Source organism: Paraburkholderia sp. UCT70 (genome assembly GCF_050434085.1).
Classification (GTDB): domain Bacteria; phylum Pseudomonadota; class Gammaproteobacteria; order Burkholderiales; family Burkholderiaceae; genus Paraburkholderia; species Paraburkholderia tuberum.
In genome coordinates, this window is record NZ_JBNPVZ010000003.1 from 1,554,408 (window position 1) to 1,569,825 (window position 15,418).

General features: G+C 60.2%; 13 protein-coding genes and 2 pseudogenes. 8 read left to right on the forward strand and 7 right to left on the reverse strand.

Going from position 1 to position 15,418, the window contains the following annotated elements; translation table 11 throughout:
- The gene (locus tag OKW41_RS25120; protein ID WP_429574279.1) at positions 1–804 is read right to left on the reverse strand and encodes an IclR family transcriptional regulator; all 804 of its coding nucleotides are present in this window, start codon (positions 802–804) and stop codon (positions 1–3) included.
- A 205-nt stretch (positions 805–1,009) separates the two neighbouring features.
- On the opposite strand from OKW41_RS25120, the gene OKW41_RS25125 reads away from it, so the two are divergent.
- Both OKW41_RS25125 and OKW41_RS25130 read left to right on the forward strand, forming a co-directional pair.
- On the forward strand, positions 1,010–1,969 hold the full coding sequence (locus tag OKW41_RS25125; RefSeq protein WP_187618595.1) for an MBL fold metallo-hydrolase: 960 nt from the start codon (positions 1,010–1,012) through the stop codon (positions 1,967–1,969).
- A 124-nt stretch (positions 1,970–2,093) separates the two neighbouring features.
- Positions 2,094–2,342: pseudogene (locus OKW41_RS25130) on the forward strand (MFS transporter); the annotation flags it as partial.
- Positions 2,343–2,727: 385 nt separating this feature from the next.
- Here OKW41_RS25130 and OKW41_RS25135 read toward each other — a convergent pair.
- Both OKW41_RS25135 and OKW41_RS25140 read right to left on the reverse strand, forming a co-directional pair.
- Complete coding sequence (locus tag OKW41_RS25135) at positions 2,728–3,003, reverse strand: LysR substrate-binding domain-containing protein (RefSeq protein WP_429574280.1); 276 nt, start codon at positions 3,001–3,003, stop codon at positions 2,728–2,730.
- Positions 2,954–3,628, reverse strand: coding sequence for a LysR family transcriptional regulator (locus OKW41_RS25140; protein WP_429574281.1), 675 nt, complete (start codon positions 3,626–3,628; stop codon positions 2,954–2,956). The genes OKW41_RS25135 and OKW41_RS25140 overlap by 50 nt, the downstream gene beginning before the upstream one ends.
- 195 nt (positions 3,629–3,823) lie before the next feature.
- Here OKW41_RS25140 and OKW41_RS25145 point away from each other — a divergent pair, with 195 nt between their 5' ends.
- Positions 3,824–4,606 carry an SDR family oxidoreductase gene (locus OKW41_RS25145; RefSeq protein WP_429574385.1) on the forward strand — a complete coding sequence of 261 codons (783 nt, stop codon included), beginning with the start codon at positions 3,824–3,826 and terminating at the stop codon, positions 4,604–4,606.
- A gap of 57 nt (positions 4,607–4,663) precedes the next feature.
- Entirely contained in the window at positions 4,664–5,071 is a 408-nt protein-coding gene (locus tag OKW41_RS25150; RefSeq protein WP_429574282.1) for a nuclear transport factor 2 family protein, read from the forward strand.
- A gap of 710 nt (positions 5,072–5,781) precedes the next feature.
- Here OKW41_RS25150 and OKW41_RS25155 read toward each other — a convergent pair.
- Positions 5,782–6,343: pseudogene (locus tag OKW41_RS25155) on the reverse strand (Tn3 family transposase); the annotation flags it as partial.
- Positions 6,344–6,406: 63 nt separating this feature from the next.
- The gene (locus tag OKW41_RS25160) at positions 6,407–7,318 is read right to left on the reverse strand and encodes an AraC family transcriptional regulator (protein WP_429574283.1); all 912 of its coding nucleotides are present in this window, start codon (positions 7,316–7,318) and stop codon (positions 6,407–6,409) included.
- A gap of 193 nt (positions 7,319–7,511) precedes the next feature.
- Here OKW41_RS25160 and OKW41_RS25165 point away from each other — a divergent pair, with 193 nt between their 5' ends.
- Together OKW41_RS25165 and OKW41_RS25170 are read left to right on the forward strand one after the other, a co-directional pair.
- Positions 7,512–8,258 carry an SDR family oxidoreductase gene (locus OKW41_RS25165; protein ID WP_429574284.1) on the forward strand — a complete coding sequence of 249 codons (747 nt, stop codon included), beginning with the start codon at positions 7,512–7,514 and terminating at the stop codon, positions 8,256–8,258.
- The gene (locus OKW41_RS25170; protein ID WP_429574285.1) at positions 8,255–8,590 is read left to right on the forward strand and encodes a hypothetical protein; all 336 of its coding nucleotides are present in this window, start codon (positions 8,255–8,257) and stop codon (positions 8,588–8,590) included. The genes OKW41_RS25165 and OKW41_RS25170 overlap by 4 nt, the downstream gene beginning before the upstream one ends.
- A gap of 773 nt (positions 8,591–9,363) precedes the next feature.
- On the opposite strand, the gene OKW41_RS25175 is transcribed toward OKW41_RS25170, so the two are convergent.
- Together OKW41_RS25175 and OKW41_RS25180 are read right to left on the reverse strand one after the other, a co-directional pair.
- A complete protein-coding gene (locus OKW41_RS25175) occupies positions 9,364–10,929 on the reverse strand; it encodes a methyl-accepting chemotaxis protein (RefSeq protein WP_429574286.1) in 1,566 nt (521 codons plus the stop codon).
- 739 nt (positions 10,930–11,668) lie between these two features.
- A complete protein-coding gene (locus OKW41_RS25180; protein ID WP_429574287.1) occupies positions 11,669–13,135 on the reverse strand; it encodes a hypothetical protein in 1,467 nt (488 codons plus the stop codon).
- Positions 13,136–14,045: 910 nt separating this feature from the next.
- Between OKW41_RS25180 and OKW41_RS25185 the strand changes: the two genes are divergently transcribed.
- Positions 14,046–14,939 carry a DUF72 domain-containing protein gene (locus OKW41_RS25185; RefSeq protein ID WP_429574386.1) on the forward strand — a complete coding sequence of 298 codons (894 nt, stop codon included), beginning with the start codon at positions 14,046–14,048 and terminating at the stop codon, positions 14,937–14,939.
- A 163-nt stretch (positions 14,940–15,102) separates the two neighbouring features.
- Positions 15,103–15,381, forward strand: coding sequence for a hypothetical protein (locus OKW41_RS25190; RefSeq protein WP_429574288.1), 279 nt, complete (start codon positions 15,103–15,105; stop codon positions 15,379–15,381).
- Positions 15,382–15,418 lie beyond the last annotated feature (37 nt).

The window sequence follows — 15,418 nt, forward strand, 5'->3', positions numbered from 1 at the left end:
TCAGCTGGGTGTGACCAGCGCTTCGGTGATACGTCGGGAAGTTTCGAGCAACTGACGCGCGACCACACCATCCCACGCGACTTCGATCGAGCCCGACGAGCCGATCGCCGTCAACGCGAGTTGCATCCGTTGATCGCCATCGAATACCGGCACGCTCAGACTGCTGATACCCGGACTCGGCGCATCGATTCCTCGCTCGATGCCGCGCGCGCGGATCTCATCGAAGCGTTTGCGCCACTCCGTGCTAGTCGGCCCTTTGGCGGCGCGGCCGCGCGCCGGCGTCGGGTCCGCCGAATGCGCCTGGCTTCGCGCCATTTGCGCGACCTGCTCGGGCGCGCAGAACGCGCAGAATACGCGGCCCGTCGATGTCGCTTCGAGCGACATCACCGTGCCGATGTGCAGATTGACATGCAGCGGCGCACCGCTGCGCTCGTATCGGACGATGGTCGGGCCCTGCACGCCCGCCACGCAGATCGCCACGCTAAGACCGATCCGCTCCGCGAGCGAAGCCGCGTGGGCAGCCGCGATGCGATAGATCGGCTGCTGTTCGATATGCATGAGGCCAAGCCGCAACGACAGCGGCCCCGGCTCGTAGTTGCCGGTTAGGGCATCGCGCTTGACGAGGCCGAGGCGCGTCAGGCTCACGAGATAGGTATGCGCCTGCGCCGACGACAGTTGCGCCTCGCCGGCCAGTTCGGTCAGCCCGAGCGGTTCGCGCTGTCGCGCCAGCGCCTGCAGCAGACGTCCGCCGACCTCGACGCTCTGAATCCCCCGCTGTTTCTTTTCGCTTGTCGTATCAGCCATCGTGTTGTCCGCCCTTGACCCGAAGGAGATTCGGCCCGTCCGGTGTCGCCCGTGGAAGGCCTAGATGGTATCCGATCGGACCGTGCCGACCAACCAATGGAGTTTACCCTAACTTAGTGAATGACAAGGTATTTTGTCATTGACAAATATAAGCGTGACGACGACTATTAGTCATCCCCCAACGAGTCGTGAGACGGAGACAGACATGGCGAAGGCTTTCGCATCCCAGGCCGACCTGGAAGAGAAGAAGATCACGTGGACCCAATTGTCGGAAAACGCGTATGCCTACACGGCCGAAGGCGACCCTAACTCGGGCGTGATCATCGGCGACGACGGCGTGCTGATCGTCGACACCACCGCCACGCCGGCCATGGCGCAAGACCTGATCGCGAAGATCCGCAGCGTCACCGACAAACCGATCAAATACGTCGTGCTCTCGCACTATCACGCGGTGCGCGTGCTGGGCGCGTCGGCGTACTTCAAGGAAGGCGCGCAGCAGGTGATCGCCAGCCGCGGCACCTACGAAATGATCGTCGAGCGCGGCGAAGCCGATATGAAATCGGAGATCGAACGCTTCCCGCGCCTTTTTGCAGGCGTCGAAACGGTGCCCGGCCTGACGTGGCCGACGCTGGTGTTCGAAAAGGAAATGACGCTCTTTCTCGGCAAGCTCGAAGTGCGCATCGCGCATCTCGGCTCGGGCCACACGAAGGGCGACACGGTCGTCTGGCTGCCGTCGCAGAAGGTGTTGTTCTCCGGCGACCTGGTCGAGTACGACGCGGCCTGCTATTGCGGCGACGCGCAACTTGAACAATGGCCGGCAACGCTCGAAGCATTGCGCGCCCTGAACGCGGAGAAGCTGGTGCCGGGTCGCGGCCCCGCGCTGCTGTCGCCGGCGGAAGTGAACAAGGGCCTCGACTACACGAAAGACTTCGTCACCACGCTATTGCAGGCGGGCCGTGACGCATTCAGGGACAAGCTCGATCTGAAGGGAGCGATGGCGCTCACGCGCAAGTCCATGGACCCGAAGTTCGGCAACGTCTTCATCTACGAGCATTGCCTGCCGTTCGACGTGTCGCGAGCCTACGACGAAGCAAGCGGCATCAGCCATCCGCGCATCTGGACCGCGCAGCGCGACAAGGAAATGTGGGACGCGCTGCAGAACTGATCGCGCCGCGCACTCGGGAAAGGCCGTTCGGTCTTTCCCCTTTTCCGTTCAAACCATGAAGGCGCGCTAGACGCCTCGGGCGCGCTCGTCTTCGCACAGGCGCGATCCGCACCTGGAGCGAGACATGCAGCATTCCCTCGATGGCAACGCCATTGGCCACGCCGCGCCCGTCGCGAGCGACGATTCGATGTTCAGGAAGGTCGCGTGGCGCATCGTGCCGTTGCTGTTTCTTTGCTATGTCGTGTCGTTTCTGGACCGGATCAACATCGGCTTCGCGCAATTGCAGTTGAAGCATGATCTCGGCTTCAGCGACGCGATGTACGGACTCGGCGCAGCTGTGTTCTACGTCGGCTACGTGCTGTGCGAGGTGCCGTACGACACCGAAAATAAACTTCTAAAACACGGTCCGGAGCCTTGTCACGCTTGGCCTTCCGGTGTGTTGGGCGAACACCGCAATGATTGCTGATGGTGATCACAGGCCGGCCGCATCGGACAGGAGTCGGCCACTTTCAGTCGTTCACCCGTTCGCTCAACCGGACATTCAACCGGCCGCTTCTCCTGAGACAACGGCCAATCACTCTTTGGGAGTTGTATATCGCGGGTCCCGGTAGAAAGATGTCCAATGCCCATCGTGTGGGCTTCTTTAGCGGTCCGGGTCAGAATGGCAGAAGCCCATGCTGATCAGCGCAGCCCGTCACCGTAATGAGGCGGCCGAGTTCGATGACTTTGCGTTTGTGGTCGTCGCCGATCGCCGTCACTCAGACCGACGCGAACAGCGTGGTTACCCAGTCGACAAACACCCTGACCTTCGTGCTGTACCGGCGGCTCGGCGGATAAGCGATGTAGACGTCGATGGGCGCGGGCCGCCATTCCGCGAGAACAGGCACAAGCTTTTTCTGCTTGATAAAAGGGCGCACCATGAAGTCCAGCGTGTGAACTATCCCGAGACCGCTAAGCGCAGTCGCGAGATGCGCGTTGCTTTCGCTAACGAGCACGTCGTTGCGTGGACGATCCAGCGTAACAAGTCTCCGCACCCCGACAGAATTGAAGCGGCTGCGTAAGCCCGGTACTCGCGGAAAAGTATCCAACCACTGGCATGTTCCTATCAACGATCTCGCGCGGATGTTTCGGCGTGCCGTGCTTCGCCAGGTACGCGGGACTCGCGCATGTGGTCCATGAGAGCGTGCCGATCGAATGCGTCACCAGAGCGGGATCATTGGCCGTGCTTCGAATCGCGCAGTCGATGTTCTCAGCGATGAGATCGGCAGTGCGGTCGGTGACGCTCAGTTGCATCTGTATTTCAGGATATCGCGCGCAAAAGGCCGGCAATGCGGGGATGATGATGCCGCTGGCGGTCGATCCGCCAGCGTCGACCCTCAAAGCGCCGCGCGGGCTTGCCTGATCCCGGCCAAGCGTAGCTTCGATGTCATCGAGTTCGCTGAGCAGGTGACGCGTACGTTCATAGTAGGCAGCCCCATCGGTCGTTACGCTGACGCTCCTCGTGCTGCGTTCCAGCAGCTTCACGCCGAGATGTTCTTCGAGCGATTTGATCCACTTGCTCACCGTGGCATTCGGCATGTTCAAGGAAAGCGCGGCTCGTCCGAAGCCGCCTGTCTCGACAACCCGGGCAAAGATGCGGATGGCCTGCAGATGATCCATTGGATTCACCTCGCAAATTATTCACCGCGGTGCATAGGGTTTGGAAACGGTCTTGCCTGGCATCTCAATTGCGCCCGATACGGTTTCCATTATCCACAACCATGGATAAATAAACTACCGATTCTGTATTTATCTCCATCTGGAATCTATATACGCTTGAGTCATCGATCAACGCCGCTCGACAAGGAGCCCCAGATGACTATTCCTCTTCACGCCAACATTCACGTCACCAAACACGCCGGCAAGGTTGCGCTTATCACCGGCGGCAGCACCGGGATCGGCTTTGCCGCCGCAAAACGCCTTGCTCGCGAAGGCGCAACGGTGTTCATCACCGGACGACGCCAGCCGGAACTGGACGCAGCGGTGGTGGAGATCGGGCACGGCGCACGTGCGATCCGGGGCGATATCTCTTCGACGGTCGACCTTCAAAGCATTATCGGTACCGTGTCGGCGGCGCACCAGAAGATTGATATTCTTTTCGCGAACGCGGGCGGCGGCGAGTTTGCGCCGCTCGGCAACATTACCGAAGCGCAATTCGAAAAATACGTCGGCATCAACATGAAAGGCACGTTGTTCACCGTGCAAGCCGCACTGCCATTGATGCCGCCAGGCAGCGCAATCGTGATAACCGGATCGATCGCGGCAATCCAGGGCACCCCCGCGTTCGGTGTCTATGCCGCAACCAAGGCAGCGTTGCGTTCGTTCGCGCGCACCTGGGCCTCCGACCTCAAAGGCCGTGACATTCGCGTGAACGTGGTTGCGCCCGGCGTCGTGGTTACGCCTGCCTACAAGTCCGAACTCAGACTGACTGACGAGCAGATCGACGCGTACAGCAAGGAAGTCGCGGAAACGACCCCGCTCGGGCGAGTGGGTACCGCCGCCGAGATCGCCAAAGCGGTGTCCTTCCTCGCTTCGGACGATGCCAGCTACATCACTGGCATCGAGCTGTTCGTCGACGGTGGACGCGCGCAGGTCTGAACGCTTCAGCACCCCGCTTCCATCCTCCCGCAGAGCAGCACAAACCGGAAAAACACGATGAATATGCAAGAAAACATTCGCCTCGCGCAGCAGTTCCTCGAAAAGATCGGGTCCGGCGCGAGCGGCGTCGAGATTGCCGCGTTATGCACACCGGATCTCGATTGGAACATTCCGGGCGACTCAGGTGTGTTGCCTTGGGTCGGGCACAAAACCGGGCGCGAGGCCATGTCCGACTTCGTCAGGGACACCCAAACCACGATTGAGCGCGTGCGCCTTGATATAAAGGATGTTCTGGCAAGCGACGAGCGGACCGTCATCCTTGGCCATCTCCAAACCCGGATCAACGCCACCGGAAAGCTGATCGATAGCGCGTTCGCAATCATCCTGACTTTCACGGACGCAAAGATCGCCAGCTTTCTGATGCTCGAAGACAGCTTCGCCACGTCGATGGCGGCTCGGCATTGATCCGCCGTGCCGACTGATCGTCTATCGTGCAGTGCAATCAGCGGTAGGAATTCACCCCGCGCTCCATCGCATCAAGAAACATGCGCGTGCGCGAGCGCCGATACGTGAGGTCACGGCTCAGCGACTGCGCTGGACTTATTGATGCCTGTTTTTACTTCGCAAGCGGCCCTTCAAGTGTTGACGGCGTGAAGGACAGAAACGCGTGTGCGCCGTGAAAAGATGGCGCTTTCCAGCGGGTGTAAGCCCCGTCCGGCAACAGCTCCAGCCGGAAGCAACCTATAAGGACTTTCCCTTTTTGCAAGCTTGGTGTTCATTCGGTCATTGATTGATTCCGACGTTGTGGCGGACGCGATGACGGATCGGCGGCGGGGCAGACTGCACGCCTACAAACGGCCTTGTTGGGCACTGTCGCTTCTGTGCCCGGGCCCGGATAGTAACCGCGCAGCAGGACTCCATCCGGAGCGCGGCGCCACGCATGAGATGCGTCGCCTGGAGCTTCCGCGAGTTCGCCTGCTGCCGGTCTGACCTGTCGCTATCCATACCTATTGCGTCCTTGTGTTGGGCGTGGCTCCTTTGAGGTGCTGTACGGTGGTGTCCTGCGTTTCAGGGATCGTGGTGCTGCTCACGAGTCACGATGGACGTATTGGGGTATAGGAGGGATCGAAGCGCTCGCCTTTGACGAGGATCCTGCCCGCCTCGCGCTGTCCATCAAACGTCGGACGTGGCATGAGGTAAGCATCGAAGTCCTTGAACTGACGACTGCCGGCAACCGACACGTCACCTGCGCGTAAGCTGTTCTTCAGTTCTGCCACCGCGCATAAACTCGTAGAATTTGCGGTCGATCCCGCCGTCGACGAAAACAAGTGGTTGCCAGCGCTTCCGAACAAAGCTAATCGGTGCGTCTGCCGGCATCTTACGGGACGACGTGCTGTTCATTGTTCGCAGCGTCTGGATAGCATCAGGTACGCCCTGTGCGGCAGGTGCCCCGCTGAACTCGAAGGTGTCGAGAAACACCGGTGCATAACGGCGCAGTTGCTGATAGTGAGCGCCAACCAGTACGAGATGATCGAAGTCCTCGGTACGCGCCAACTTTTCCGCGTCCTTCACGGTCTCAGCAAATTGGTCCCATGGCATGATGGCTTCGATCGCGACGAACGGATCGATACCCGATGTTTTTGCGTCGACCAATGCGCCGCCGATGCGCGCGTAGAGTCTGACCTTGTCATTGATCGCTTTGCCAGCAGCGGCGAACTCCCGTTCGTGCCGATGTCGGAAGCTTCGGTCGTGTGATTCGCACCAAGCCACGAGGCGGTTCCTCGCTGAGGGATTTGCAGCTCATTGAGCTGCCATCGCCCTCTGCATTGCCCCAACATCACGCAGTGGTGACAGCCCGTACATCCGGCTGTACTCCCGGCTGAACTGTGATGGACTTTGGTATCCCACCCGGTAGCCCGCTGTTCCGACATCCACGAACTCCATCAGCATCAGACGGCGAGCCTCATGGAGACGAAGCTGCTTCTGATATTGCATAGGCGTCATCGCGGTCACCGCCTTGAAATGATGATGGAGTGAGGAAACGCTCATCGCAACGCGCGCGGCCAGTTCACCGACAGACAGCGGCTGCGTGAAATTCCCTCGAAGCCAGCCGATAGCCTGGGCAATCTTGTTACTTGGGGTCTCGCTCATGGCTATCTGCATCAGGCGGGGGCCAAATGGGCCGGTCAGCAGACGGTAGAGAATTTCCTGCTCGATCAACGGCGCCATGGCTGGAATGTCGTCGGCACGGTCTAAAAGACGCAACATTCTGACCGACGCATCGAGGAGATCCGGTTGAGCCTTGTTGACGGCCACGCCTCGCATTTCGCGTACGTCAAGCGTCCGTCGGGTCAGGCCGGCCCGGTCAATGAGCTGTTTCAGGCGATCTGGATTGATGGCCATGCCCAAGCCCAGATGCGGTGTCCCCCCGCTTGCCTCAGTCACGCGCGATGCGACAGGAAGGTCGATCGAGGTCACCAGGTAATCGCCGACGCCGTAACTGAATAATTCATCTCCGAGCCCCAAGCTCTTTGCCCCCTGGACGACAAGTGCAAAGCAAGGCCATTGCGCGACATAAAGAGGCTGCGTCGGCGACGAGCGTCTGGCGAAGAAAAGTCCCGCGATAGCGGTCGTATGCTCGCCATCGGTGTTGGCATATCGGGCAATGATCGATGCCATTTCAAGGCTATGGGGATTCTGGATGATTGCCATTGAGATGGTGATCTGCCTGTGTTTGCGGTACAGAAATCATATCCACTTCTACAATTCGATGCAGGGTATTTCGGAGAGATTTGCAGGATCGTATATAAATTTTGCAGAATCGGGATAACGGACAAGGCGTGTCTCGGCGCATAGTTAGGTCTGGAGAGAATCTCCCCAAAGTCAACTTCAACATGAGCATTCAATGACGAATCCTGCCGCCCCAATATCGAACAAAGTCGTCCTGATCACCGGTGCCAGCAGCGGCATCGGCGAAGCCACAGCCCGCCATCTGGCGGCAAACGGCCATCCCGTAGTGGTGGGCGCCCGACGGACGGATCGGATCGCCACACTTGCACGGGAGGTCCGCGAAGCCGGCGGCGAGGCGCTCTATCAGCAACTAGACGTAACGGATATGAATAGCGTCCGGTCGTTCGTCGCATTCGCTCACGAGCACTACGGACGTGTCGACGTGCTGGTCAACAACGCTGGCGTGATGCCCCTCTCCCTGATGGAAGAACTGCAGATCGAGGAATGGAATCAGATGATCGACGTCAACCTCCGCGGGGTCCTGCATGGCATCGCTGCGGTCATGCCGGTTATGCGCAAACAAGGCGCTGGGCACATCATCAACGTGGCCTCGGTGTCTGCTCATCGCGTAGATCCCACCGCTGCGGTCTATTGCGCGACGAAGTTCGCGGTGCGGGCACTCTCAGAGGGGCTTCGGCAAGAAAGCAGGGAAGTGCGGGTGACGGTTGTCAGCCCTGGCCTCACACGCAGCGAACTGGTGGATGGAATCTGCGATGCACAAGTGAAGGCCGGTGTGCGCGCGATGATGGATCAGGCGTCTATGTCCGCGTCGGCGATTGCGGAGGCCATTGGCTATGCAATCGGCCAGCCCGCGAGCGTCGACGTCAACGAAATAATTGTTCGCCCTACGGCGCAGAGATGATCGACATGGCTAACCATCAACAACGCGATGCGGTGGAAATCACGACCTTCAAACTTGCCAGGGGTCTTACTGTCGAAGCTTTCATCGCGGCCAACGCCGACATCGATGAATGGCTAGGTCGCCAGCCCGGCTTCCAGTCGCGGCGCATCGCCGAGGCGGCCGACGGCTCGATCGTCGACATGTTGATATGGGATTCAGTCGTGAATGGCACTGACGCCGCAGAGCGGATCATGAACGAGATGGGGCACTCACCCGTACATGCTGCGATCAATCAACAGTCGGTGGTCTGGAGCATCGCGCAGGTGTGGCAACGAACAGAGCGAGCGTCCTAGATCTGCGCGGGCATTCGCCCGCGAGCCGTCGCAGGTTCCGGTAACGTCCCGTTTCGGGCTGCCAATTGGAGCGAGTATCGGTCTGCTCCGGGCCGGTCGACTAGCGCCATTCGAACCGTACAGCTCACAAGCGCTTAACGTGCGCAAATTTCCGGATCTTGAGACGGCCCCTACATGGAAGCCTCGGCAAGTAGATGCCGGACCCTTCTATGAAGCGGCCAAGATGGGTACACGTCAATTGGCTAGCCTGAAACCAGATAGCCAATAACGCCGAGATCCGATGTTAATTGGCTAGCGCCTATCTGGCTATGTATCCTGGCTGTCGGGATCAGAGGCGAGATGCAAGTTGGGGCGCCGCAAAGCGCGGCGATAAACCCGGACCGTAGCCGCGCGCGGCGATCGAGGGATAGCGACCTGCCGGTTCGAATGGCGCGTATCGAACCACTACCGCCGCTCGACGCAGCGCCGCTCCGACGGCCACTTTGAAGTTACAACCCGACATTCACTTGATTACATCCGGTGGTGGGGTGTTTGGTCTGGCGCATATTGGCCTCCCGTGTTACCCGTCCGCGCATCTACAAATCGATATCGATTTCATTGTTCAGCAAGCGCGCGGGCCGGTGTGCCAGTCTTGCCATGCTGAGTTCAGAACGTTTCCCATTCGCTGCGTACCGCCGCCGGCTTAAGTCCATCGGCTGCGGGATTGGCAGGCGTGTGGGGCATTCCCGGCGCCGCACGGCACGCAGCCACTTCAGGCGCGTTCGCCTTCGGCTTCACATGGGGGCGATGCCGAGCGGCGCTTCATCGTGAAGGCGGAAGGTCGCGACAGCCGTTCTCAATGCACCGGCCTGATCTTCAAGCGACTGCGCCGCTGCCGCTGCTTCTTCCACCAGCGCCGCGTTCTGCTGTGTGACTTCGTCCATCTGCGTCACGGCGCGCGCCACCTGTTCGATACCGCTGCTCTGCTCTTCCGATGCCGCCGCGATCTCACCCATGATGTCGGTCACGCGCTGCACTGCGCCAATAATCTCAGTCATCGTGCGGCCGGCTTGATCGACGAGCGAGGTACCCGACTGAACGCGCTCAACCGAGGTGCCGATGAGTTGCTTGATTTCCTTCGCCGCCGCCGACGAGCGCTGGGCGAGTGAGCGCACTTCGCCCGCCACGACCGCAAAGCCGCGGCCTTCTTCGCCGGCCCGCGCCGCTTCCACGGCTGCATTGAGCGCAAGGATGTTGGTCTGGAACGCGATGCCTTCGATGATCGTGATGATGTCCGCGATCTTGGCAGAGCTTTGATTGATTTCGCCCATTGTGTCGACGACCTGCGACACCACGCGGCTGCCCTTGTCCGCGATTTCAGACGCGTTGGCCGCGAGGGAGCTGGCCTGTCGCGCGTTGTCGGCATTCTGCTTCACGGTGCCCGTCAGTTCGTCCATGCTCGACGCCGTTTCCTGCAGCGCCGACGCCTGTTCTTCCGTGCGCGACGACAGATCGATATTGCCCGCTGCGACCTGCTTGGTGGCCGAGGCGATCGATTCGCTGCCTGTGCGCACCGTGCGCACAGTATCGATGAGGCTCGCCTGCATCTTCGAGAGGCCGCGAAGCAATTGACCCATTTCATCGTTCGACGTCACGATGACGTCGCGGCGAAGGTCGCCCGACGCGATGGCGTCGAATTGTGCGAGCGCCGCATCGAGCGGACGTGCGATCTTCCGGCGCAGCGAGAGCCACGAGTAGCCGGCTGCGGCCACGCCCAGAAAAATGGCGATGATGCTGAGCATGCGGAATGCGTTGAAGGTCGCCTGGTCCTCGTCGTACGCGGCTTTGGCGGCTTCGAACTGGAACTTGCGCAACTCGACGCCCGACTTGGCGAATTCGTTGAACGCGACCGACATAGCACTTGCGGCCTTCGTGATTCTGTCGTGGTCGTTGGAACGGACGTCAGCGTAGCTCGCGTCCAGCAGCTTCTGGAGTGCGAGCCGCTGGCTGTTGAAGGTATCGGCGAGTTGCTTCTCGCCCGGGCCCTGCGGCAAAGCAGCATACGTTGCCCACGCCTCATCCGATGCCTTGCGCATAAGAGCGCCGTGGCCGATTGCATCTTCGGCGGAGGGCGGCGTACCGGCATTAATCGCGGCGCGATCGAAGCTCAGGCGTTCGCGCGCCATGTACATTTCGGCGCTTCCGACTGAAACGGCGCTCGGCATCTGGTTGGTGAAAAGATCGTAGGTCGTGGTATTCGAGCGGCTCATGCCGATCAGACCGATCGTGCCGATTGCCACGAGAAGTGCGCTCAAAAACGCCATGGCCAGCGCCAGGCTGCCCTTTATCGTCGAAAACATGGTTGTCCAGGGGTTGCTGCACCGCGTACTGTGCGATAGCGGGCGGCGATGCGGCACCTGCTGCGCTGGCCGACGATTAGTATCGGATCGTCCTATATAACGACAGCAGGACGACATACTTAAGGGCGCGTGTCGATGTACTAAAGTGCATTCTGCCGAAACAATTAGTTTGGGATGGCGGCCTACGCGACAGGCATGATCGACGCGCGAAGGTCTGTTGTCTGAGCGGAGCCGACGTCCGAATGTCCGTGAGAAGGCGCGGACTAGCGGCCGGAGATGGCCCGGCTACGGAAGTTAGTCATGGGGCGGCGTTCGGCCAACAACGGACCTTCGCCCACGCTTGTACACGGACGTTCGAGCGTCGGCTTCGCCCCAGGCAACGGACGTTAGCGTGCCAATTGCGTCGGTTGTGTCGTCGGCCGAAGCCGACATTGGGGGCCGAGCGGTGCGACATCATGGAGTGTCCGCTATCAAGATACGGAATGCGCTCGACTGTTCAGCGTGAAGCCTGCGGAGAAACTCAATCTTTGCCTTCCGGTGCTGCCAGCCCACGAAGGTTCCACAGGGGAACAAGGACTGTCTTGTCTTCGCTATTTTCCGTTGAATGATGAGCATCAACGGAACGCGACAACAATAGGGCCGCCTTTTGGGCAGCCCTATTCTCTACCTGAAGAGCGCACGATACGGTTTGAACGCCTCTTGCAACTCAGCAGACAGCCCGTCAGGTCGACGAGTTGCTTCAACGGTCGTCGCTATCGCGACCCGCAGACGCCGGCCGAGGCGGGTTGACGGTCATGGCGTCACCAGTCAGTACCCAGGCCCGCTGGCTGGGTGCGAACCGCGGTGCCAGCAAACCGTCATTGATTTCGCGCGTCACGGCAAAGCGACGGAACGAAGTCACCGGTAAGAACAGGCGGGAATTGTCCGGGAACCCATCGCTGGCAGTATCCACGTCTCCCTCGCGTGCCGATATGACGCCGTCGCCATTGGTATCGACCCGTCTGACTTCGGCCACGTAGGCGTCGTACAAGCGCTGCGGGAAGGGCGTGCCCGGCTCGAACGATGCCACTCGCACATAGGTGTCCAGGTAAATTTCGTGGGCCAGCCCGCTCGGGATGAAGCGCTGACGATATTCCCGCTGGTTATCGACGTCCGCGTCGAACCGGTCGGGGTCGCGCGGACCCGCACCACCCAGCGGAGCCGCATTGTTCGGATCGTCACCATAGTCGATCGGACTGTTCTTCACGCCTGCCGGTCCAGAGCCCGGAATCAGTGACGAGAGCGCGCCAAGTTTGCCCGCCTCAAAGGTACCGGGGATACCGCCGGTAAAAGGCAACTCGTAGAGTGGATGGATCCAGTTGGTCGTGTAATTGAATTCCCAGTAGCCGTGACAATCAGACTGCTGCATGCAGTTAATCGCCCCCATGCTTAGCTGGATCGGCACGATATTGGTCTGGCGGTCGGGGAAGTGATCAGAAGCGTCGGGGAAATGCGGTGCCCTGCCGTCCATTGTGAATAGCCGGCCTGGCACGTTGTTGTGTGTGCCCATCGCATGCAAGGCGGCCGCGTCCGCGGTTGTCATTGTGCCGAACTCGGCGTGCCCGTCGGGTCGGGGTGGTGCGATATCCGGCACGTGTAAATCGTGGATCATCCAGCCCTCGTACCAACCGCTTTCGTTGTTAATCACAAACAGATATGAGAGGTCGGTAAATACATCGATGAAGGCGCGAACGTTGTTCGGATCAGTGGGCAGCCCAGGCTTCGGTTCGACCACAACGCGCACGGCACCGATGGTTGGCAAGCCGCAGTCGGCGCCACTTGCCGTCAGCATCGCCTTGTCGTTGATGCCGGGGAATCGTGCCGTGAACGGATTGGGTTCGAATCCTGCTGTGGACAGCAGGTAATACTGGAACAACTGGCTCGGTTTGTCGGCCTCGGCATAGGCCTGAATCGGCAAATAGGTATGGGGCCGCTCGGCTATCCTTTGGAGGAGATCCTGCAGCGGATCCGGCAGATGCGCGATGTCGCCGCGCTGACGCACCAGCGCGCCGTCAGCGGCACCGTTCGGATTCGGATGGCAAGGTGGTGGCGGCTGTTCCGCGCATGCCTGGCCTGCGGCCAACGCGCTGATGAAGGCGGCAGCGGACAGACTGGCAGCTCGAGAAGCCAGTGGTCTGAAGCTGCGGGGCTTGAATAGCGATTTCATGATTGCTCCTGAGGTTGACCCGCTTCGACGGACAGATCTGCAGTTAGGTATTGATGTGTGGCTTAACCTCCTTTGAAAGTTGAGTCGCGGCTTGTCCATGGCCGGGCAGCGGGTCGCCTGTCTCGACCATGACGCTGCCTCGCGGTGGGCAACCCGCGAGGCGATGTGACTGGGTGAAATCGGCAAATCGGATGCCGCGAGAGAAGTGTCGAGTAAACGGGTTGGAGGAAGAGATATTCCGGACGCAGCTAAAGAATGCAGCGGCAGTCATGCCTGTCGGATCCATTGCGCGCGTACTAGCCGGAACATCCGGCTGTATTCGCGCACTACCTTAAGGCAGGCTGAAGGAGTCGCCGTTCGTCGTTGCCGCAGCAGCAAAGTTGCGTCAAGTTGCAGGCGTAACGGCATCGCCGTCGTTTGATCGCGCCACGCCGCCCTCGGAAGGCGGATGTCGTCCAATAGCGCATTTGCGCGCGCGGTGAAATCCGGACTTGCTTGTCGCGCGACTCATTTTCGTCGCACCGCCAGAGCGGACGCTCGACATGGGTTGTTACGGCCGTGCAACCAATGACCGCGATGGCCGTTCATGTCGCTCAGCGCGGGATGTCGGATGATCGCTGTTCCAGAGTAAGCTGCCGTTGAGGTGACGGAGCTTCGAACGACGGCAGTGGGTCGTGAACCGACCTCGATCGTTACCCGCGCGACCTCATGCGGGTACGATGGGCATGCCCCAGTAGTCCAATGAATGCCACGCCTTCGAGTCCAGCAAACCCTGGCACTCATCCAGCGAATTCCTTTTTTCCTGCAGCCGGAACGGGGGCAGCATGGTCTAGAGTTCAAAAGGCTGTATGGATATACAGCATGACCCATGGCCGAATGGCCCTTTTCGGCGGTCTCAGTGGAGGCGCGCATGGCGATTCTGGTCGGCACTGCGTCGTGGACCGACAAGACACTGATCGAGTCGGGTGCGTTCTATCCGCCTGGCTGCACCAGTGCCGAGGCACGCCTACGGTACTACTCCAGCGTGTTCCCCATTGTCGAAGTCGCTTCCTCCTACTATGCGATGCCCAACGCGAGCAACAGCGCGCTATGGGTTGAGCGCACTCCGCCGGTGTTCGTTTTCGACATAAAGGCGTTCCGGCTCTTCACCGGCCACCAGACCGAGCCCAAGTTCTTCCCGAAGGATCTGCAGGCCGAATTGCCGAACACCGGCAAGAAGAATCTCTATTACAAGGATGTACCGCCGCCAGTCATCGACGAACTGTGGGCGCGCTTCTTTGCGGCCATGCAGCCACTGCACGTGAGCGGCAAACTCGGCGCGGTGCTATTCCAGTTTCCGCACTGGATAACCGCAGTACCGAAAGCGATGGGGCACGTCGAGCACTGCGCGGAGCGCATGCACCCGTTTGTGACCGCGTTCGAATTTCGGCACGAGAGATGGTTCAGCGAGAAGCACCGCGAGTCAACGCTTGCGATGGAGCGCGAACGCGGGATCGTTCGCGTGATTGTCGATGCGCCGGAAGGCGTGACGAAGCGCGCGAACTCAGTTTGGGAAACGACGTCGCCCGGGCTCGCGATCGTACGGCTGCATGGTCGCAATGCATCGACATGGAGCGGGGCCGAGTCGGCGGCGGAACGGTTCAACTATGACTATAGAGACAACGAGCTTCGCGAACTCGCGCCACTGATTGAGGACGTTGCGGGACGCACGGCGCGCACGCACGTCCTGTTTAACAACTGCTATCGCGATATCGCACAGCGAAACGCCGTGACAATGATGGGGGTTCTGCGAGTCACGCAGTAACGGCGCTGGAATTGCTCGCGCTTTCCTCTCGGCGCGAATTCCTGACCCGTCGAATCGGGCCACCTTAATCCGGGTCACTTTTCTCCGCGTCACAATGCCTGCTGTTACGCTATGAGCATCGCAAATAGCCATTACGAAGCCCATGAGAGTACTTGCCACACCGGTGCGCCAGCGCGGCAAAGACCGGCGCAAACGCGATATCGAAGCTGCCGAGCCGGTGAGCGGCGACGTAACCATCAATCATGAACAGTCCGCGCAATACAAGCGCACCAGCAAGGTGGCGAGCTTCCAGCAATCCGGCGCGGCAGACGCACAGCCCCTTCCGCCGTTGCACGATGTTGAATTAAGCTGGATGGGGCCAAACGGCTTTGTGCTCACCGGCATCGAGTTCATCGGTGATGTCGCCTATGCCCAGTCGTGGTGGTGCCGCTTGCCTGCGTGATCTACCTTCAAATGGCCCCGCCGAAGCGAGGCCCTGT